The organism is Sphingomonas sp. Leaf38 (genome assembly GCF_001421825.1).
Lineage (GTDB): Bacteria > Pseudomonadota > Alphaproteobacteria > Sphingomonadales > Sphingomonadaceae > Sphingomonas.
On the sequence record NZ_LMLD01000001.1, the window covers coordinates 18,320 to 36,398 of the forward strand.

The following is an 18,079-nucleotide window of genomic DNA, read 5'->3' on the forward strand; positions in this document are numbered from 1 at the left end:
AATATTCACGTCGCCATTGCCCGCGTCGAGGCAGCAGGATGGAAGGCGAAAGGCAATCCGCTGCCGATCCCGGGTGGTCCACGGAAGGGAACGTTGGTGGCCTACGTTTCAGGCCCCGATCATATCACGATAGAGCTTATGCAGCCGACAGCCAGTTAATGGGCCGGTAAAAGCTTTGCCGCCTCATCATCCTTTTGACAGCTGGCGAGGCAGCGGGCAGGGCCGAGGCTCAGCGACTTCTCTGCTGCAATACTGAATGGATGGCAGAAGTTGGGGAGCCAGAAAGAGGCCGCGAATGACCGCAAGTGGGTCCAATTTGCCCCGGCGTCTTCACCCGAGATCAGCTCCCGCGCTCATCCAGCAGCATCCGCAGCCGCTCGGCATCGTCAGGCGTGGCGGGGTTGTAGATAATCATCCCCAGTTCCGGCCTTCCTTCGACGGCGAACGACGAAAACTCCATCGCCAGCAGCCCCGCGTCGGGATGGTGGATACGCTTTATTCCTTCGCCGTGAGCGACCACGTCGTTGTCTTGCCACAGCGCTTCGAACTCAGGGCTGAGCCGAGACAACTCCATGACGAGCTTTATCACCTCGGCGCTGGTGCTAGCGCCGGCGCGCGCCACGTCGGCGCGGAAGGCGCCGACGACGAAGCGGGCGATGCTGTCGAAATCGGCATTGCGGGCGCGGACATGGTCGCTGCCGAACATCAGACGCAGGATGTTGCGTCCCTCGCGCGGCAGCTTGGAATAGTCGGTCAGTAAGACCGCAGCGGCACGGTTCCAGCCGACAACGTCCCACATCGCGGTCTTGATGATCGCTGGGCTAAGCACCATTCCGTCGAGTACCCGTTGCAGGCGAGGGGTGATGCCGTCGACCGGCTGATAGCGGGCCTCTGGCAGACGACCCAGTCCGAGCATGTAGATGTGCTCGCGCTCCGGTTCGGTCAGCATCAGCCCCTTCGCGATGCGATCGAGGACATCCGCAGATGGCGCGCCGCCACGGCCCTGCTCGAGCCAGGTGTACCAGGTGGGACTGATATTCGCGCGGCTCGCAACCTCTTCACGGCGCAAACCGGGCGTCCGGCGGCGACTGCCGCTGAGCCCGAAAGTCGCCGGGTCCAGGCGAGTGCGGCGGTCGCGCAGGTACGTGCCCAGCGAATTTGGTGCTTCAGTAGACAAGATGTATCCTGTTGCAGCTTATACCACGATAAGCTCACTACTTTAACAGGGTCGGGCGCAATGCGATACATCCTTCGTCAACGAGGAGATTTCCATGCGCGTGTTCTTGACCGGTGCGACCGGCTTTATCGGCTCCCATGTCATTCCCGAACTGCTCCACCGCGGTCACAATGTGCTCGGGCTCACTCGCTCCGACGCAGGCGCGCAGCAGCTCGAAGCGGCTGGCGCCGATGTTCATCGGGGCGACCTGGAACGACCGGAGACCCTTGCGAGTGGTGTCGCTGCGGCTGACGCGGTTATTCACTGCGCATTCGATCACGACTTTGCCAACTTCGTCGAGAATACTCGAAAGGATGAACGCAACATCGCCGCGATGGGCGATGCGCTGGCGGGAACCAACAAGCCGATCCTGATCACCTCGGGCATCGGTATTGGAACGCCGCGCAACGGAGGTCCTGCGACCGAGGATGTGCTGAACCCGCTCCACGCCAATCCGCGCATCGTGACGGAGCTGGCCGCCGCGGCGCTGATCGCCCGCCGCATCGATGTCCGCACCATTCGCCTGCCGCAGGTGCACGATACTACGAAGGCCGGTCTGATCACGCCGCTGATCGCCGAGGCCCGCCGTGCCGGGGCGGTGGCGTATCTCGGCGACGGGAAGACACGCTGGGCTGCCGCGCATATCAGCGATGTCGCCAAGCTATACTTGCTGGCTCTCGAGCGCGGCGAGCCGGGCGCGCGATACCATGCGTCGGTCGAGGAGGGCGTCGATGCACGCACGATCGCAGAGGCCATCGGCGAGGGAACCGGATTGCCGGTACGTTCGATCGCAACCGAAGACATCGAGCGCTTCTTCGGCTGGATGGCTCCCTTCGCCGCTCTCGACATGACCGCGTCGAGCGTCTTGACGCAGGAGCGGCTAGGATGGGAGCCTACAGGTCCCGATCTACTCACCGATCTCGCCGCGATGGATCATTCCGAGCCCATGATCGGATAACAGATTGGCGTTGCACGCTGATGTGAGTAGATTCCGCTGGCGGGCAGCGGTGTGACTATAGCCTGAGGATCACACCATGGCCTCGGCCGTTTACGTGAACGAACGGCCGATTCTGGGATGCCGCGTTCGGGCACTGAACGACCGCTTGTGTGAAGCCGAAACCTGGCTGTGAATAACCGAGATTGGGTCTGGCCGGCAGCCGTAGGGCAGGGGACCGCTCGCCCAATGTCGGTCGTTTAGTCTAAATATCTAAGATCGCGAATCCCGCCATCCTAGGCGCCATGGCGGTTCCCGTTTTCCCATGTCCGGAAGGCAATTTCGGGAAAACTAAATCGGGAACAGATTTCTTGAAAGTGGCTCGTTCAGCGGTCGTGGCAACAACATCAATCTCCGGTTTCTCGTCCTACCTTTGTTTCCGGGAACGCCCGACCGTCCCGACGTTCCTTTTGAGAGACGGCCGGCTTTGGTAGCCAGTCCCGAGTGCGCCACCCGGATACATATTTTGGTCTGTCTACGGCTTGAGGTTTAGGATGGGATCAACCTTCCGGGGCTAAACAGTATAGCGGACAGGGAGATTCTAATGGCGAAGAGGCTATCGAGTTTGGCAGTTGGCCGACTGTCCTCCTGTGCGGCCTTGCTAGGCGCATTACTGACGGCTCAGGTGGGATACGGCCAAGTCCCCGGTCGTGGGTATGAGCCTCCCAGCTACCACGATGGCGAGACGCATTACGAAACGAGCGAGGACCAATTTGGCCGATTTACCGTGGCGCGGTACGTCGAGGACTGTCGCGACGTTGCGATGCTTGATTTTGGTTGCTGGCTAACGAAAGAAGCCAAGCTCGAATGGCACGACAGTTCGGGCGCTATCGGATTCTCATTTGTCGACAACGGCGCAAGTGTTCAATTTAAAGCCAAGGGCACGAGCGCCGACGGTCAGACAATCTGCATAGGTCAAAGCGTGCTTGTCGGCTACGATCCCACGCCGAGCAAGATCGATAACTGGCACAAGCTCCAGCCCTTTATCCGCAGGCAGCTTCTTGGTTGCACATCGATATCGCCCACCAGCTTGAATCGAGCTATCAAGGAAATGGAGGCTTCTGAAAAAGACTATGAATCTGCGGCGAACTTGTGGAAAGGCGTTTCTGTTGAACTGTTTGGCCCAAATGGGCGCCGTTGTATCGCGGAACGAATGGTTAAGCCCTTTACAATGCCGCCCCGATTCGAATGTGTGAAGTATTCACGGGAACAGGCTACTTCGTAAAAAGGAAGCTGGATAAGTGAGTTTCAACTACAACGTTCCCGATTTACCATCCCTTTTGAGAAAGCCTGGCGGTCAGAGGGAGGGCTTGCCGCCTTAACTTCACTCTGACCGTGGACATGAACAAGCGGCCGGAGTTGGGGAGCTGAACCGATGCTCTGAGCGTCCGCTTTTGGGTCACCTAGCGTGAGGCCTTAGCGGTTCCGGTCCATCTGTAGGAGGCGGGCATAGTCCTGCTCTGGTTGGCCATATGTATCGCCCGCCAGGGCCATAAGCTTTGTCCGATCGTGGACCAGAACCTTGGCCCGGACTGCCCGGATCGCATGCTCCTCTTCTAGCCGGTGAAGTGCGTCCGTAACGCTGCTACGGCGAACGCCGAGCATCAGACGGAACTCCTCATGCGTCATGCAGATCTCGTCGGCCTGGACACGGTCGTGGTAGAGCAGGATCCACCGGGCCATGCGGCGCTCGATCGAATGCGCCAGCGATGACACGACGGTCCGGCCCATCTGCAGCATGAACACGTGCGCGAAGCGGAGCAGTGTCATGCGCAACGGAGGGCTTTGGTCCACGGCTGCCAGCAACGCCTTAGCGGGCATGCGCAGCGCCTGGCCGCGCTCGGCGCGCATGGTGACGTCGTAGGGGGAGCGATCGTCGCCCATCACCAGCGGCCAGCCGATGAAGCCCTCCGCGCCGACCAGACCGACCGCATAGCGACGATCGTCATCGAGCGAGTCGAGTACGCCTGCAATTCCCTGTTCGAGAAAGCACACGCTGTAGATCGGATCGCCGGCTCGCGTGATGAAATCCCCGACCGCGAACGATACCGGCTCGAGATGCGGCGCCAGCAAGCTGAAATCCTCCGGAGAGAGGCTGGCTAGCAGCCGATTGCCGACCATTCTTTCGACAGGAGCTTCATCGCGATCGACCGCTGCGCAAGGCGTTGCGCCGGTAATGGAAACGATAGTCGACACCCAATTCTCCTTCTACCCGGCGGACTTTGCACGGTTCCGTACAGCAACGTTGGCCATTCTGCTTTGTTCATGAGCGATCAAACAGGAGGATCACATGGTTTCCATATCGAAGCGCCCCGTCGCGCGCAGCCTTTTCGCGGCGGCGCTGCTGACGGCATCGGCCAGCGTGCTCGCGCAATCGGCCCGCTCGCCTAGCGCACCGCCACCCGCCGCTCCGCCGGAAAGCGCGACGCAGCCCCCCAAGGCGGCGCCCGACATGCAGAAGGTGCTCGACGCGCTCGCCGGTCTCGGCGGCAAGCCGATCGAGACGCTGACCCCGGCGCAAGCGCGGATGCAGCCTTCGGCCGCCGATGGCGCCAAGGCGGCGATGGCTCAGCAGGGCATGTCAACCGCGCCCGACGCTTCGGTAACGACGCAGGACGTGCCGTATGGCTCGGACGCCCAGCAGTTCGCGCGGATCTACAAGCCCGCGGCAGCGCCCGCGAACGGCAAGCCGATGCCGGTCGTAGTCTATTATCACGGCGGCGGCTGGGTCATCGCGGACGTGAACACGTATGATTCGGCACCACGCGCGATGGCCAAGGCGCTTAACGCGATCGTCGTGTCGGTCGAGTACCGCCATGCGCCCGAGTTCAAGTTCCCCGCGCAGCATGACGACGCCGCAGTGGCGTATCGCTGGACGTTGCAGAATGCGGCGAGCTGGGGCGGCGATCCTGCGAAGATCGCGGTGGCGGGCGAGAGCGCAGGTGGCAATCTGGCGGTCGCGACGGCGATCTACGCACGCGACAATCGCCTGACGCTGCCGCGGTACATCGTCTCGGTCTATCCGATCGCCAACAGCAGCATGACGCTGCCGTCGCGCAAGGACTCGGCGAACGCCAAGCCGTTGAACGCCGCGATGCTGAAGTGGTTCGGCTATTATTACCAGACCAGCGCCGCCGATGCGCAGGATCCGCGGCTGAACCTTGTTGCCGCCAACCTGCGCGGCCTGCCGCCGACGACGATCATTAATGCGCAGATCGATCCGCTGCGCTCGGACGGCGAGACGCTGGCCGCGGCGATGCGCACCGCGGGCGTGAAGGTCGAGCAGAAGACCTTCCCCGGCGTGACGCATGAGTTCTTCGGCATGGCGAAGGTCGTTCGCGGTGCCAAGGACGCCAACGAACTGGCGGTCGCGCGCCTGAAGGCAGCGTTCGCAGGGGCGCCCCGCCGCTAATCAGTTCGACGGGGTGGCTGGTGCCGCCCCGTCGATCATTGCGTGACCGGCATCCGGCCGGCGCGGTCTGACAACGGAGAGCCAGCGATGCGTACCCCACCTTATCCGCCCGCGGCCATGCCCGCGGATCTGCGTCCGCTTCACGACGAGATGGACGCTTACATCACCGAGCATCTCAAGGGCTTCGTCTCGCATCGGGCGGATGGTGCGTTGGTCGGGCCGTTCGCGCCGATGCTACGCTTTCCCGCGTTCGGTCGCGCCGCCTGGACGTATACCAAGGCGCTGATCGACAACGCGACGCTGCCCAAGGCGGCGCACGAGGTCGCGGTCCTGGCGACCGGCGCGGTCTTCAACTCGCGCTACGAACTTTACGCGCACGAGCGAGTCGGCGAGGCGGCGGGTCTGTCCCCCGAGAAGGTCGCGACGATCGCCGCCGGCCAGCGTCCCGCCGACCTGACCGAAGAGGAACAGGCCGCCTACGACGTCGCGGTCACGTTGGCGGGCGGACGGCAGCTGCCGGCCTCGACCTATAACCGTGCCGTGCGCGCGTTCGGCGAGGACCGGACGGCCGAGCTGGTCTATCTGGTCGGTGGCTATTGCCTCGTGTCGCTGCTGCTCAACGCCTACGACATGTCGGTCCCCGGTCGCGAGGAAGGTCTGCCCGACGATCCCCAGGAAGAGGGAAAGCGCGCATGAACGGCAGGCGGATGGCCGGCGCGATCGCCGGCGGGTTGGTGGCCGGGCTATGCATCACCGCTATGATGATGGCGGGCGAGAAGAAGAGCGGCACGCCGTCCGAACTCACCGATCTCGAACGGGCCGGTGCGCGGCAACTCGGCGTCCGCTCCGTACCGTCGAGCGACCTGCCGGATGTAACCGAACAAGCTGTCGTCCAAGGTAGCCACCTCCTGCTCTCCGCGGCAGCCGGCGCAGTTTATGCCCTGACGGTGGACGAGGATGCAGGCGTAGTGCCGTCGGGTATCGTGTTCGGCCTAGGGTTTTACGTCGCGATGCACTGGATCACCGGGCCTCTGCTGGGGCTCAAGAAACCCGAATGGCAGGCGGACGCGGCGACGATCGGTACACACACGATCGTCCACCTCGTCTTCGGCGTCGCGACCGCGGCCGGCGCGAAGGCAGCGGCCAACGCCTGACCATTCCGGAATACCGACGCCCCCAAAGCGCGAACCGCGCGTTACTGCGCTGAACCAAAGGGATTTCCCATGTTGAAGAACCCGATCCGCTACAGCCCCGACGTCGAGACGATCGGTCCCGACGAGCAGGAGACGATCGACGGTATCAACAAGACGTTCAGCTACATCGTCGAGAAGACGCACGAGGACCTCGGCCATGCGCAGCGCGGCGTTCACGCCAAGAGTCATGCCTTGCTCGAAGGCGAGTTGGTGGTCCACGACGACCTTGCGGACGAGCAGGCGCAGGGCATTTTCGAGCGCGGGCGTCGCTACCCGGTCATCATCCGCATGTCGGCGATCCCCGGCGATCCGATCCGCGACAGCGTCTCCCTGCCGCGCGGCTTCTCGATCAAGGTGATCGGTGTCGACGGCGAGCGGCTGCCGGGCGCCGAGGATGAGGTGACGCAGGACTTTCTGATGGCCTCCGGGGTCGCCTTCTCGAACCCGACGCCGGTCGGGTTCCTGCGCAACACCAAGCTGCTCGCCGCGACGACCAACCGCGCGGAATGGGCGAAGGCGGCGCTGTCGAAGGTGTTGCGCCCGATCGAGCAGGCGTTGGAAGCCGTCGGCGGCGAGAGCGCGTTGCTCAAGGGCTTCGGCGGCTATCCGGACACCAACCCGATCGGCGACCGCTATGGCACGCAGGCGCCGCTCCGCTTTGGCGACTATATCGCCAAGTTCGACATCGTGCCGGAATCGCCCAACTTTCGTGCACTGACCGATCAGAAGCTCGACGAGAGCAAGAGCCCCGACTCGATCCGCGAAGAACTGATGGCGATCTTCGCGAACGAGGGTGGTGCATGGACGCTGCGCGCGCAACTCTGCCGCGACCTCGAGGAGAACCCGATCGAGGACGCCGCGACGCCGTGGCCCGAGCAGGGCAATCCCTACATCCCGGTCGCGACCATCACGGTGAAGCCGCAGAAGAGCTGGTCCGAGGAGCGCGTCACGGTGCTCAACGAACAGACCGCGTTCCGCCCCTGGCACGGCGTCGAGGCACATCGGCCGCTCGGGTCGGTCATGCGCGCGCGCCGTGCGGTCTACCCGGTCATCCAGGATTTGCGCAGCCAGTTGAACGGCTGCCCGATGCACGAGCCGCGGTCGCTGCCTGCGCTCGACTGACCGGGTCTGCACGGAACCGTACCGAAACGTCGCGGGGCATTCGAGTGTTAACATCCTGATCTAACAGGAGCTTCCCATGCCCTATCTACCCTATCGCGATGACATCGAGACGCCTGAGCCCGGCGAGCAGGAGAGTATCGACGGCATCATCAAGGGGATGACGCAGGAGAGCGAGACGGTCGAAAAGCGCGACGGCCATGCGGTGCGCGCCAGTCATGCCAAGAGCACGGCCTGCGTCATCGGAACGATGGTCGTCGCTGACGATCTGCCGCCGGAACTGGCGCAGGGGCTGTTCGCGAACCCGGGGACGTTCGACGTCGCGGTCCGCTTTGCGCAAGGGCCGGGCGAGAAGCTTGGCGACCGCGTCTCGACGCACCGTGGCATGGCGATCAAGGTCTTTGGTGTCGACGGCGCCAAGCTGCCCGGTCACGACGCGCCGACCCAGGACTTCGTACTGGCGAGCGGCACGACGTTCCCGGCCGGCACTGCCGCCGGGTTTTTAGCGCAGGCTAAGAAGATCGGCTCGACCGTGCCGATGCCCGAAGGCGTCAAAAGCGCAGCCGCATCGATCGCGCGCAACATCAACAAGGTCCTGAACGCGGTCGGTGCCGAACCGAGCCCAACGCTAGACTTTTACGGCCATCCGTTCAGCCATCCGCTCGTCGAGACCTATTTCAGCCAATGCCCGATCCGCTACGGCGATCATGTCGCAAAACTTGGCGTGTTTCCGGTCGCCGCCGAGCAGCGTGCGCTCGACGATTGGCGGCTCGATCCGCATCAGGATGAGGATGGCTTCCGTCACGCCGCGATCGAGTATCTTGACGGCAACGACGCGGTCTTCGAACTGCGCGCGCAACTCTGGGTCGATGCCGAGACGCAGCCGATCGAAGATACGTCGGTCGACTGGCCGACGCGGGTCAGCGAATACCGCACGATCGCGACGATCCGTCTGCCGCGGCAGGCCGCCTATGGCCCGGATCGCGTCCGCTATTTCGACGAGGTCATGACGTTTCGCCCGGCGCACGCGCTTGAAGCGCACCGCCCGCTCGGCGGTGTGATGCGCGCACGCATGCAGGTGTACCGCGCGCTCAGCGATTTCCGCCACCGCGGGACCGGCATCGCCGCCGCGAACACCGCGGCCATCGCCGATATTCCGGCCTGATGCCGAACTCAGCAATTCTGATTTCGAAAGGATACCCATGAAGCTCCAAGGCAAGAAAATCGCGATCCTGATCGCACCCCGCGGCACCGAGGAACCCGAGTTCGCGCGGCCCAAGGCGGCGGTCGAGCAGGCGGGCGGCGCAGTGACCGTCATCAGCCTCAAAACCGGCGACGCGGAGACGGTCAACAACGACCTCGATCCCGGCAAGAGGTTCGCCATCGACAAGGCGATCGACGACGTGTCGGCCGCCGACTTCGATGGCCTGGTAATTCCGGGCGGGTGCGTCGGCGCTGATACGCTGCGGTCGTCGGACAAGGTCGTGGCGTTCGTCCGCGATTTCTTCGCCGCCGGTAAGCCCGTCGCGGCGATCTGCCACGCGCCGTGGACGCTGATCGAGGCCGATCAGGTACGCGGTCGTATGCTCACGTCGTACCCGACGCTTGCCACCGATATCCGCAACGCGGGCGGGACCTGGGTCGATCAGGAGGTGGTCGTCGACCAGGGGCTCATCACCAGCCGCACCCCGGATGACTTGCCTGCGTTCTGTGCAAAGCTGGTCGAGGAGTTCTGCGAAGGCCAGCACGAGGCGCAGGCGGAGAACGCATGATGGCGCGCTTTGCCGACAAGGTCGTCGTGATCACCGGTGCCGCCTCGGGCATCGGCGAGGGGGCCGCGCGCCGCTTCTCCGAGGAAGGCGCGATCCTGGTGCTGGGCGACATCGACACCAGTGCGCTCGGCAGGTTGGCAGCCGAACTGGGCGGCACCGTCGAGACGCGGGAAACCGACGTTACCGACCGCGCCGCGTGCGAGGCGCTGGTCGAGGCGGCAATCGATCGCTTCGGTCGGATCGACGTGCTCGTCAATGACGCCGGCGTCGATCATCTCGGCAAGCTGGACGAAGGCGACTTCGCCGAATTCACCAAGGTGATCGAGACCGACCTGTACGGCGTCGTCCACATGAGCCGCGCGGCGATCGCACATCTGCGCACGTCGAAGGGCTGCATCATCAACGTGTCATCGGTGTCGGGGCTCGGCGGCGACTGGAACCATAGCTTCTACTGCGCGGCCAAGGGTGCGGTGAGCAATTTCACACGCGCGCTGGCGATGGACGAGGCCAGGAACGGCGTGCGCGTCAATGCGGTCAACCCGTCGCTGACCTATACCGCGCTGACCGCGGGAATGAAGGAACAACCTGACCTGATCGCCAAGTTCGAGGAGCGGATCCCGATCGGACGGGGTGCCGAGCCCGTCGACATCGCCGGTGCGATCGCGTTCCTGGCGAGCGACGATGCGCGCTTCGTGACGGGCGTCAACCTGCCGGTCGACGGCGGACTGACCGCGTCCAACGGCCAACCCCCGCTGTCCTGACATCGCGAGAGCGCAGTAACGCGCTGTCGATCCTTTTCGGAGTCCATTCGGCAATGACAACCCCCGTTAACCTCCCCGCGCAGATCGGCGCTGTCGATGTCTGACGCGCCCAAGGTTGCTATCGTCACCGGTGCCTCGCAAGGCTTGGGGGAGGGGATCGCAGAGGCGTATCGCGCGCGCGGCTGGCGTGTCGTCGGCGTGTCACGATCGATCGCAGCGTCGCAATCGGACGACTGGATCACCGTTGCGGGGGACGTTGCCGATCCCGAAACAGCAAAGCGCGTCGTGATGGCCGCGCGCGACCGGTTCGGGCGAGTAGATACGCTCGTCAACAATGCCGGCGTTTTTATCGGCGAGCGCTTTACCGATTACACGGCGGAGCAGTATCGCCAGATCACGCAGACCAATCTCGACGGCTTCTTCCACATGACGCAGGCGGCGCTGCCGCTGATGGTCGAGCAGGGCAGTGGCCATATCCTGCAGATCGTCACGACGTTGGCGGAGCACGCCAATGTCGAATTCCCCTCGGTGCTGGCGTCGCTGACCAAGGGCGGGCTGGCTGCGGCGACGCGCAGCCTGGCGATCGAATATGCCTCCCGCGGCGTACGCGCCAACGCGGTGTCGCCCGGCATCACCGAAACGCCGATGCACCCTCCCGAGACGCGCGCCGGGCTCGGAGCGTTTCACCCGCTCGGTCGGATGGGCACGGTCGCGGACGTGGTCGGCGCGGTACTGTACCTCGAGGATGCCAGTTTCGTGACCGGCGAAATACTCCACGTCGACGGTGGGCAGGTCGCCGGTCACTGACAGATCAGAAAGGTACGATCTCTGAGGGGGTCAGCGGGCGCCGAGCCCCCTGACTCCCTTGGCGCTACTGCAAGACGTGTTTGGCGCATCGGCGGACGAACGCGGCGCTGGCCTGTGGATGCGCGACTGGGAGCATATGGCCTCCGCCGGTCATCTCCAGCGTCGCGCCAGGAATTGCGGCTACTGCCTGCTCGCCATCGATCGAGGGGGCGATCACTTGGTCATCACGACCATAGAGCAACGCGACCGGGACCGTCAGCTTGGCATAGCGACTGACGATCGCGGCAAGGTCAACGTCGGCGCTGGCCAATTCAACTAGCGCAGCATTGACCGCAACCGGGCGATCGCCAAGCGCGCCGCCACCACGCGTGCCAAAATCGGCCGGGACCGGATCGGGAGCGAAGATCTTACCCCAGCGCAGGCCATACGCCGCACGGCTGATCGGCGTGCCAAGCAGATTGGCGAAGAGCGCGCGCCCGCCAGGGTTACTTTCGATCGCGTTTGCCACCGGGACGGGCATCGATCCAGGCGGCTGCGTCATCGGCGCCAGCAGCGCGAGGCCGGCGACCGAACTAGGGCGGTGCGTGGCCACGCCGAGGGCGACCGCACCGCCCAGCGAATGACCGACGAGCAGCGGCGGACGATCGAGCGCGAGCGTGTCGATGAACCCTGCGATGATCGCCGACTGGCCTAGGATACCGGGCTGCTCGCCGGTCGGCACCGAATAGCCCGAGCCGGGCCGGTCGACCAGGATGACACGGTACTCGTCGGCCAGCGCATCGGCGACACCGTAGGAGAAGTTGCGGAGCTGCGCGCCCAACCCGTGGATCAGGACGATCGGCGGTCCTGCACCGCGATCGACATAGTGGATCCGTGCACCCGCGACGGTGATGAAACGGCCGTCGGCGGGCACGTCCTGCTCGATCTGCTTGGTCGCCACCCGAGTGTAAACCGCGGCCGCTGCCAGCGTCGCAGCGATGATCCCAGCCGAGCGAAGTGCGATCGAGCGTTTCGGGGCGTCATCGGAAACCGATTTGGACGCAAAGAAGCGGCGCATGTCGGCGAGCAGAAGATCGGGTTGCTCCAGCGCGGCGAAGTGGCCGCCCGCGGGCATCTCGGTCCACTGGGCGATGTCATAGGTCTTTTGCGCCTGCGAGCGCGGCGGCGGCGGAAAGACCGGGTCGGGGAATGCCGCGACTCCGGTCGGTACGGTAATCCGCGCTCCCGCGGGGAAAGTGCCCGAATCCTCCAGCATGCGGCCACGGTACATCCAGGTCGAGGTTACGAACGATCCCTCGACCAGATACAGCATGATGTTGGTAAGGAGCAGGTCCTCGTCGAACGCCTGCCACAGGTCGGGGCGGCCACGTGCGTCGCGTGGCACATCGGCCCATGCGCCGAACTTCTCCAGGATCCACGCCGCGACGCCGACCGGGCTGTCCGACATCGCCACGCCTAGCGTCTGCGGGCGCGTGCCCTGTTCCTGCGAATAGCCGGTTTCTTCCTTGGCGAGCTTGGCACGTTTCGCGGCCCAGGCGACCTCGTCGGGCTTTTTCGGCACCGCGTCCTTGGCCTGGAGCAGCACCATGTTCAGATGGAGTCCGGCGATCGCATCGGGATGCGCGTGCGCCATCCAGCCACCGATCGCAGAACCCCAGTCCCCGCCCTGCACGAGATAGCGTCGCGTGCCGAACAGCTCGACCATCAGACCGTGCATGAGTTCTGCGGTCTGCTTCGGTCCGATCGGGGACACGGGGCGGCCCGAAAACGCGTAGCCGGGGAGCGAGGGAACAACGACGTCGTGACCGTCGGCGACGAGCGGCGCGATCAGCGCCTCGAATTCGAGGAACGACCCCGGCCAGCCGTGCAGCAGCAGGAGCGGGGGACGTGAGCCATCGCCCCGCGCATGAATGAAGTGGAGGCGCTGCCCCTGCACGTCGGCCGTAAACTGCGGCAGCATATTGAGCCGCCGCTCCTGCGCGCGCCAGTCGTAGTCCGCCAGCCAATAGTCGACGAGCCGCTTGAGATCGGCGAGGCCGACGCCTGACTGCCAGCTTCCCGCGTCCGGCATAAGGCTCCAGTCGAACGCCTCGACCTTTGCGCGGATGGCGGCGAGGCGGTCGTCCAGTACCGCTATGAAGAAGGGTTCTGCCATGTGTCGATCCTGCCGATGGGGGTAAATCTTATTTCCCCGATTGAAAGCCTAACGTCGAACGCGCGAAGGTCGCCTAAAGGCGCTTCGAGGCGAGATGAACGGGCGGCTGCTTTTGGGAAGCGGGCACGGCGGTTTGGACGTCTGGAATTGGGTCCTCCCAGCAACTGAGCGGTCGATGACAGCATTATTCAGCGTCAGCGGCTTCCTGACAGGCGCCGCCTTCCAGTTTTCTGTCGGCCTCTCAGCGTCGGGAACCCACCCACACTCTGGCCGACGGCGCATCAACCAAGACCGGTAGGAAAACAACGGCTTGAAGCTACAGCCCAAGTTCCTCCAGCCCCGGATGATCCTCGGGCCGTGGCCCGAGCGGCCAGTGGAACAGTCGCCCCTTTTCGGAAATCGGAACGTCGTTAATGCTCGCCATCCGGCGCGCCATCAGGCCATCGAGCGTGAATTTCCAATTCTCATTGCCGTAGGAGCGATGCCACGCGCCGGCATCGTCATGCCACTCATAGGCGAAGCGCACGGCAATTCGATCGCCGTCATGCGCCCACAGGCCCTTGATAAGCCGATACTCGTGCTCGCGACGCCACTTTGCGGTTAGGAAGGTGACGATAGAATCCCGCCCCCGAAGGAAATCAGACCGGTTTCGCCACTGGCTGTCCTCGGTATAGGCGAGCGCGACCCGCGCTGGATCGCGGCTGTTCCAGCCGTCCTCGGCGGCGCGGACCTTTAGCGACGCAGTCTCATGGGTGAAGGGAGGGAGGGGCAGTCGTGGCATCGAACGGATCCTTTCAGTCAAAGGGCGTGGCAAACTCCAGACGGATCCCGCCCGGAATGAGGATCAGGAAGTGGCGCGCCGTTGATCCGGGACGGATGGCGCCCGGCGCTGCGTCGACCACGACTTCTGGATGCGCCGTCACGGCGGCCCACGCCGCTGCCAGTGCAGCATCGTCGGCGACCGAGAGCGAGAGATGATGGAGACCGATATTGGCGCGCCGGTCAAAGACGCGGGCCGTCACGGGGTCGGCCGCGCGCCACAAGGTCAGCAGGATTGTGCCGTCCGATACGAAGATAGCAGGATAGTCGGGCACGCCGCCTACTTCATCGAATCCGAGCGTGTCGCAGAAGAAGGCGCGTGCCTGATCGAGGTTGGGCACGGTTAGCCCGACATGGTGGACGCCGCGTGTGAGTTTGCTGGTCATGATGCTGCCCGTTCAAGTTGAGCGATGTGGGCTCGAAGCACCGCAATCTCGTCAATGAGCGGCTGGGAAGTGCGGCGCACTTCCGCCTCGGTGAAACGCGGCGTGATATGCTGCGGGCAGTTCCAGTCGAACCCGACGACATCGATCAGAAAGCCACGCTCCGGCTCGGCCGCGTAGCCGGACGGCATGAGCGCTGCGATGACGGCGGGGTCTTTGCTCACGTGGGCATGGCCGATGATCTTGAGGCGCCGGCGGTTCGGATAGTCCATTAAGAACAGCGCAACCCGGTCGTCGGCCGCAATATGCGCGACGGAGAGATATTGTCGGTTGCCGCGAAAGTCGGCGAACCCGAAACAATTGACCCCGAGGTGTCGGACGAAGCCGGTTGCCCCGCCGCGATGCTGGACATAGGGCCAGCCATTTTCGGACGTGCTCGCCAGGTAAAAGCTGTCGCGGGCGGCGATGAACGCAAGTTCTTTGGCCGTAATCCGGTCGACCGTCTCCGCGCCGGCTTCCATGCGTGCGTAGGACGCTCGCGACCCCGCTGCTTCTTGCAGCGCGCGAGCGCGTGGTCCGAAAAGGGTGTGGAGATATGCCTGCGCCATGGCCACGAGGATGGCGAGTTGCCCGCGATGTGATAATTCGCAATTACTGATACGGACTATTGCGATACGGGGAATAATGGACCGCTTCGAGAGCCTTTCCGTCTTTGTCGCGGTGGCAGAGCAGCGCGGCTTCGCGGCTGCGGCGCGCGTCCTCAATCTGTCGCCTCCTGCCGTGACCCGTGCGGTCGCGGCGCTGGAGCGGCATCTGGGCGTGACGCTGTTCCACCGCTCGACGCGAGCGGTGTCCCTGACGGACGACGGGGCAAGCCTGCTCGATCGGGCGCGGCGCATACTCGCGGACATTCGCGAGGCGGAGCAGATCGCCATGGGCGGTCGCTCGGTTCCCCGGGGGCAGCTCTACGTAACTGCGCCGGTCATATTCGGGCGGCTGCATGTGTTGCCGGTCATCAGCGCGCTGCTGGCCAGCCACACCGGCCTCAACGCGCGCATGATGCTGCTCGATCGTAATGTCCGCATCGTCGAGGAGGGTGTCGATGTGGCGGTGCGGATCGGGACGCTGGCGGACAGCACGCTGCGCACCGTGACGATCGGTTCGGTCCGTCAGACCATCGTGGCAAGCCCGGGCTATCTTGCCGAACATGGCTTGCCCATCGATCATGGAGACCTGGCCCAGCATCGGTGTATCATGGGTAGCGGTGTGCGCGCCGGCACCCGATGGTCGTTTGGCGCGCGCGGCGAGAGGCTGTTGGAAATCGTCCCCCGCCTGACCGTCAACGGCATCGATGCGATCCTCGCTGCTGCGGAAGCAGGCGTCGGCCTTGCCAATGTACTGAGTTACCAGTCGGCCGCGCATATCGCGAGCGGGCGACTCATTGAGGTTTTGGCCGATCATGCTCCGTCCGCCATGCCGGTAAGCCTGCTCTATGATCCCGGTCGAGCCGCTATGCCCGCGGTCAGGGTGTTCATCGATGCGATGCGGGAACAGGGGCGGCGGGGCGTGTGGTCCTGACCGGGACCGCCGGACAAGCTATTTCGCGGCGAAGGCTCGGCAGATTTCCATTTCAGCATTCCTCCCGGTGAAGGCTCAAACGCAGGCCGGCGGCGTTCCGGCGGCGTTCGCCCATTGATCGCGGCGTCGCCGGCGCCTGAACGAACTGCAAATGTGTGGATGGGCGAGAGCGGTTCGGCAATGTCGCTTTCTGGGTCGGAGCGGTTGAAGGGCAGACGATCCGCACCTAGCCCACCTGGCGCCATTCACTTAATGCGCTGGCGTAGTCATAAGCGGACAATTGTTCATAACCGGATCCGGCGTAGGTATGTCTCTCATCGATCGGTTTGAACTCTCGGTGCCCTTGATCCAGGCGCCGATGGCAGGCGTCGCCACACCTTCGCTGGCGGCAGCGGTATCCGAGGCGGGAGCCTTGGGATCGATCGGAGTAGGCGCGACCGACGCCGCCGGCGCACGGGCGATGATCGAGGAGGTGCGCAGCAGCACGACCCGCGCGTTCAACGTCAACGTCTTCGTCCACGCTGGCCCAAAGGCCGATCTGTCGCGGGAAGCGCAATGGCTGGATTGGCTTGCCCCGCTGTTCGCCGAGTACGGCGCACAACCCCCGACGGCACTCATGACCATCTACAAGAGCTTCGCAGATGATCCCGACATGGTGGCGGTACTGCTCGACCTCGCGCCGCCAGTGGTCAGCTTCCACTTTGGGTTGCCGTCCGCCGACGTGCTCTCGGCGTTGCGAGCGCGTGGTATCTATCTCATGGCGACCGCAACCAGCCTCAACGAAGCACACGCGATCGAGGCCGCCGGGATCGATGCGGTGGTCGCGCAAGGGATCGAGGCTGGCGGGCATCGGGGTGTCTTCGACCCCATCGCGCCTGACGACGCGCTCGGCGTATTCGCGCTGACCCGGCTCCTGGTGCGCAAGAACAACCTACCAATCATCGCTGCTGGCGGGATAATGGACGGCGCCGGCATCGCCGCGGCGCTCGACCTGGGCGCATCGGCAGCGCAACTGGGAACTGCCTTTGTCGCGTGCCCGGAGTCGGCCGCAGACGATGCATACCGGGCGGCCCTCACCGGTGAGGGCGCTTACCACACCGTCCTCACTTCGCTAATTTCTGGTCGACCCGCGCGTGCGCTGGCCAACCGGTTCACGGCTCTGAGTCAGTCGGTTGATGAACGCCGACCGCCTGATTATCCTATCGCCTATGATGCGGGAAAGGCCTTGCACGCGGCTGCCAAGGCGCAAGGCGAGCACGGTTTCGGAGCGCAATGGGCGGGGCAAGGTGCGCCGCTTTCTCGTGCCATGCCGGCAGCAGCCTTGGTCAGGGTGCTGCGAGAGGAATTTGAATTGCGACGGATTAGAGGCTCGGTTGAGCGTTGCGACGTTCCTTGATCGGACTGGCCGTTTCCCCACTAGAAGCCGTATAAGCAGACCTTTCAGCGTACTGAAAGCCTCAAATCATGATGAACCAGCGCCCGAAGTTAAGAAGCAAGGTAAGGGGCGCGGGCGTCCTTTTGTTGGTCTCCGCGGCCGCTGGTCGCCTGATCGCTGCATGATCACGCTCGTCTGCTCCCAAGGTCTTTCGCATCCTGGAACTCGCTGCTTTAAAAGGCTCAAAGCCTTTCCGTTTCTCCGTGTCCACCAGCCCATGTTGGGAAAGTGTATGCGGGAAAGGGTTTAGGGAAAGCGGTTTACGATGGTGAACGGTCGCGTGGTAAGCACGGGCGGCATACCAGTGAGAGGGCAGTAATGACGGACGCCACAAACGTAATTGCCGTGGACCACACAGGCTTCGCTGTGTCTTCTTTGGACGAAGCCGTTCGGTTCTGGACGGGAGCGCTCGGTTTCACACTTGAGCGGCAATCG

General features: G+C 64.0%; 19 protein-coding genes. 13 read left to right on the forward strand and 6 right to left on the reverse strand.

Annotation, left to right across the window (positions count from 1 at the left end):
• Nucleotides 1-340 precede the first annotated feature (340 nt).
• Nucleotides 341-1,177: a helix-turn-helix transcriptional regulator gene (locus ASE88_RS00055; protein WP_056473998.1), complete on the reverse strand. Its 837-nt coding sequence runs from the start codon at nucleotides 1,175-1,177 to the stop codon at nucleotides 341-343.
• Nucleotides 1,178-1,271: 94 nt separating this feature from the next.
• Here ASE88_RS00055 and ASE88_RS00060 point away from each other — a divergent pair, with 94 nt between their 5' ends.
• Together ASE88_RS00060 and ASE88_RS18575 are read left to right on the forward strand one after the other, a co-directional pair.
• Nucleotides 1,272-2,174, forward strand: coding sequence for an SDR family oxidoreductase (locus ASE88_RS00060; protein WP_056474002.1), 903 nt, complete (start codon nucleotides 1,272-1,274; stop codon nucleotides 2,172-2,174).
• Nucleotides 2,175-2,754: 580 nt separating this feature from the next.
• Nucleotides 2,755-3,435, forward strand: a complete 681-nt coding sequence (locus tag ASE88_RS18575; RefSeq protein ID WP_156356840.1) for a hypothetical protein — start codon at nucleotides 2,755-2,757, stop codon at nucleotides 3,433-3,435.
• A gap of 191 nt (nucleotides 3,436-3,626) precedes the next feature.
• Here ASE88_RS18575 and ASE88_RS00065 read toward each other — a convergent pair whose 3' ends face one another.
• On the reverse strand, nucleotides 3,627-4,406 hold the full coding sequence (locus ASE88_RS00065; RefSeq protein WP_156356841.1) for a Crp/Fnr family transcriptional regulator: 780 nt from the start codon (nucleotides 4,404-4,406) through the stop codon (nucleotides 3,627-3,629).
• A gap of 94 nt (nucleotides 4,407-4,500) precedes the next feature.
• Between ASE88_RS00065 and ASE88_RS00070 the strand changes: the two genes are divergently transcribed.
• From ASE88_RS00070 to ASE88_RS00105, 8 genes are all read left to right on the forward strand, one after another.
• Complete coding sequence (locus ASE88_RS00070; RefSeq protein ID WP_056474009.1) at nucleotides 4,501-5,622, forward strand: alpha/beta hydrolase; 1,122 nt, start codon at nucleotides 4,501-4,503, stop codon at nucleotides 5,620-5,622.
• A gap of 87 nt (nucleotides 5,623-5,709) precedes the next feature.
• Complete coding sequence (locus ASE88_RS00075) at nucleotides 5,710-6,318, forward strand: carboxymuconolactone decarboxylase family protein (protein ID WP_055876770.1); 609 nt, start codon at nucleotides 5,710-5,712, stop codon at nucleotides 6,316-6,318.
• Nucleotides 6,315-6,776: a hypothetical protein gene (locus ASE88_RS00080; protein WP_056474013.1), complete on the forward strand. Its 462-nt coding sequence runs from the start codon at nucleotides 6,315-6,317 to the stop codon at nucleotides 6,774-6,776. Before ASE88_RS00075 ends, ASE88_RS00080 begins: the two co-directional genes overlap by 4 nt.
• Before the next feature lie 69 nt (nucleotides 6,777-6,845).
• Nucleotides 6,846-7,937: a catalase family protein gene (locus tag ASE88_RS00085; protein WP_056474016.1), complete on the forward strand. Its 1,092-nt coding sequence runs from the start codon at nucleotides 6,846-6,848 to the stop codon at nucleotides 7,935-7,937.
• 76 nt (nucleotides 7,938-8,013) lie between these two features.
• On the forward strand, nucleotides 8,014-9,099 hold the full coding sequence (locus ASE88_RS00090) for a catalase family protein (RefSeq protein WP_056474019.1): 1,086 nt from the start codon (nucleotides 8,014-8,016) through the stop codon (nucleotides 9,097-9,099).
• Nucleotides 9,100-9,136: 37 nt separating this feature from the next.
• Nucleotides 9,137-9,706, forward strand: a complete 570-nt coding sequence (locus ASE88_RS00095) for a type 1 glutamine amidotransferase domain-containing protein (RefSeq protein ID WP_056474021.1) — start codon at nucleotides 9,137-9,139, stop codon at nucleotides 9,704-9,706.
• Complete coding sequence (locus tag ASE88_RS00100; RefSeq protein ID WP_056474036.1) at nucleotides 9,706-10,467, forward strand: SDR family NAD(P)-dependent oxidoreductase; 762 nt, start codon at nucleotides 9,706-9,708, stop codon at nucleotides 10,465-10,467. Before ASE88_RS00095 ends, ASE88_RS00100 begins: the two co-directional genes overlap by 1 nt.
• Before the next feature lie 96 nt (nucleotides 10,468-10,563).
• Nucleotides 10,564-11,274: an SDR family NAD(P)-dependent oxidoreductase gene (locus ASE88_RS00105; RefSeq protein ID WP_055876758.1), complete on the forward strand. Its 711-nt coding sequence runs from the start codon at nucleotides 10,564-10,566 to the stop codon at nucleotides 11,272-11,274.
• Between the two features lie 64 nt (nucleotides 11,275-11,338).
• On the opposite strand, the gene ASE88_RS00110 is transcribed toward ASE88_RS00105, so the two are convergent.
• The 4 genes from ASE88_RS00110 to ASE88_RS00125 form a co-directional block, all read right to left on the reverse strand.
• Nucleotides 11,339-13,429 (reverse strand): epoxide hydrolase family protein, encoded by a 2,091-nt coding sequence (locus tag ASE88_RS00110; protein WP_056474024.1) that lies wholly within the window; start codon nucleotides 13,427-13,429, stop codon nucleotides 11,339-11,341.
• A 316-nt stretch (nucleotides 13,430-13,745) separates the two neighbouring features.
• Nucleotides 13,746-14,210 (reverse strand): DUF1348 family protein, encoded by a 465-nt coding sequence (locus tag ASE88_RS00115; protein ID WP_056025067.1) that lies wholly within the window; start codon nucleotides 14,208-14,210, stop codon nucleotides 13,746-13,748.
• A gap of 13 nt (nucleotides 14,211-14,223) precedes the next feature.
• A complete protein-coding gene (locus tag ASE88_RS00120) occupies nucleotides 14,224-14,634 on the reverse strand; it encodes a VOC family protein (RefSeq protein ID WP_056474028.1) in 411 nt (136 codons plus the stop codon).
• Nucleotides 14,631-15,239 carry a pyridoxamine 5'-phosphate oxidase family protein gene (locus ASE88_RS00125; protein ID WP_056474030.1) on the reverse strand — a complete coding sequence of 203 codons (609 nt, stop codon included), beginning with the start codon at nucleotides 15,237-15,239 and terminating at the stop codon, nucleotides 14,631-14,633. Before ASE88_RS00125 ends, ASE88_RS00120 begins: the two co-directional genes overlap by 4 nt.
• A gap of 76 nt (nucleotides 15,240-15,315) precedes the next feature.
• Here ASE88_RS00125 and ASE88_RS00130 point away from each other — a divergent pair, with 76 nt between their 5' ends.
• From ASE88_RS00130 to ASE88_RS19820, 3 genes are all read left to right on the forward strand, one after another.
• A complete protein-coding gene (locus ASE88_RS00130) occupies nucleotides 15,316-16,209 on the forward strand; it encodes a LysR family transcriptional regulator (RefSeq protein WP_056025076.1) in 894 nt (297 codons plus the stop codon).
• A gap of 307 nt (nucleotides 16,210-16,516) precedes the next feature.
• Complete coding sequence (locus tag ASE88_RS00135; protein ID WP_056025079.1) at nucleotides 16,517-17,605, forward strand: NAD(P)H-dependent flavin oxidoreductase; 1,089 nt, start codon at nucleotides 16,517-16,519, stop codon at nucleotides 17,603-17,605.
• A gap of 357 nt (nucleotides 17,606-17,962) precedes the next feature.
• On the forward strand, nucleotides 17,963-18,079 hold a 117-nt coding region (locus ASE88_RS19820; protein ID WP_414893188.1), incomplete at its 3' end, for a VOC family protein.

Coding starts and splice junctions, on each gene's coding strand:
- ASE88_RS00060 (WP_056474002.1), top strand. CDS start 1,272: ATGCGCGTGTTCTTGACCGGTGCGACCGGCTTTATCGGCTCCCATGTC.
- ASE88_RS18575 (WP_156356840.1), top strand. CDS start 2,755: ATGGCGAAGAGGCTATCGAGTTTGGCAGTTGGCCGACTGTCCTCCTGT.
- ASE88_RS00070 (WP_056474009.1), top strand. CDS start 4,501: ATGGTTTCCATATCGAAGCGCCCCGTCGCGCGCAGCCTTTTCGCGGCG.
- ASE88_RS00075 (WP_055876770.1), top strand. CDS start 5,710: ATGCGTACCCCACCTTATCCGCCCGCGGCCATGCCCGCGGATCTGCGT.
- ASE88_RS00080 (WP_056474013.1), top strand. CDS start 6,315: ATGAACGGCAGGCGGATGGCCGGCGCGATCGCCGGCGGGTTGGTGGCC.
- ASE88_RS00085 (WP_056474016.1), top strand. CDS start 6,846: ATGTTGAAGAACCCGATCCGCTACAGCCCCGACGTCGAGACGATCGGT.
- ASE88_RS00090 (WP_056474019.1), top strand. CDS start 8,014: ATGCCCTATCTACCCTATCGCGATGACATCGAGACGCCTGAGCCCGGC.
- ASE88_RS00095 (WP_056474021.1), top strand. CDS start 9,137: ATGAAGCTCCAAGGCAAGAAAATCGCGATCCTGATCGCACCCCGCGGC.
- ASE88_RS00100 (WP_056474036.1), top strand. CDS start 9,706: ATGGCGCGCTTTGCCGACAAGGTCGTCGTGATCACCGGTGCCGCCTCG.
- ASE88_RS00105 (WP_055876758.1), top strand. CDS start 10,564: ATGTCTGACGCGCCCAAGGTTGCTATCGTCACCGGTGCCTCGCAAGGC.
- ASE88_RS00110 (WP_056474024.1), bottom strand. CDS start 13,429: ATGGCAGAACCCTTCTTCATAGCGGTACTGGACGACCGCCTCGCCGCC.
- ASE88_RS00115 (WP_056025067.1), bottom strand. CDS start 14,210: ATGCCACGACTGCCCCTCCCTCCCTTCACCCATGAGACTGCGTCGCTA.
- ASE88_RS00120 (WP_056474028.1), bottom strand. CDS start 14,634: ATGACCAGCAAACTCACACGCGGCGTCCACCATGTCGGGCTAACCGTG.
- ASE88_RS00125 (WP_056474030.1), bottom strand. CDS start 15,239: ATGGCGCAGGCATATCTCCACACCCTTTTCGGACCACGCGCTCGCGCG.
- ASE88_RS00130 (WP_056025076.1), top strand. CDS start 15,316: ATGGACCGCTTCGAGAGCCTTTCCGTCTTTGTCGCGGTGGCAGAGCAG.
- ASE88_RS00135 (WP_056025079.1), top strand. CDS start 16,517: ATGTCTCTCATCGATCGGTTTGAACTCTCGGTGCCCTTGATCCAGGCG.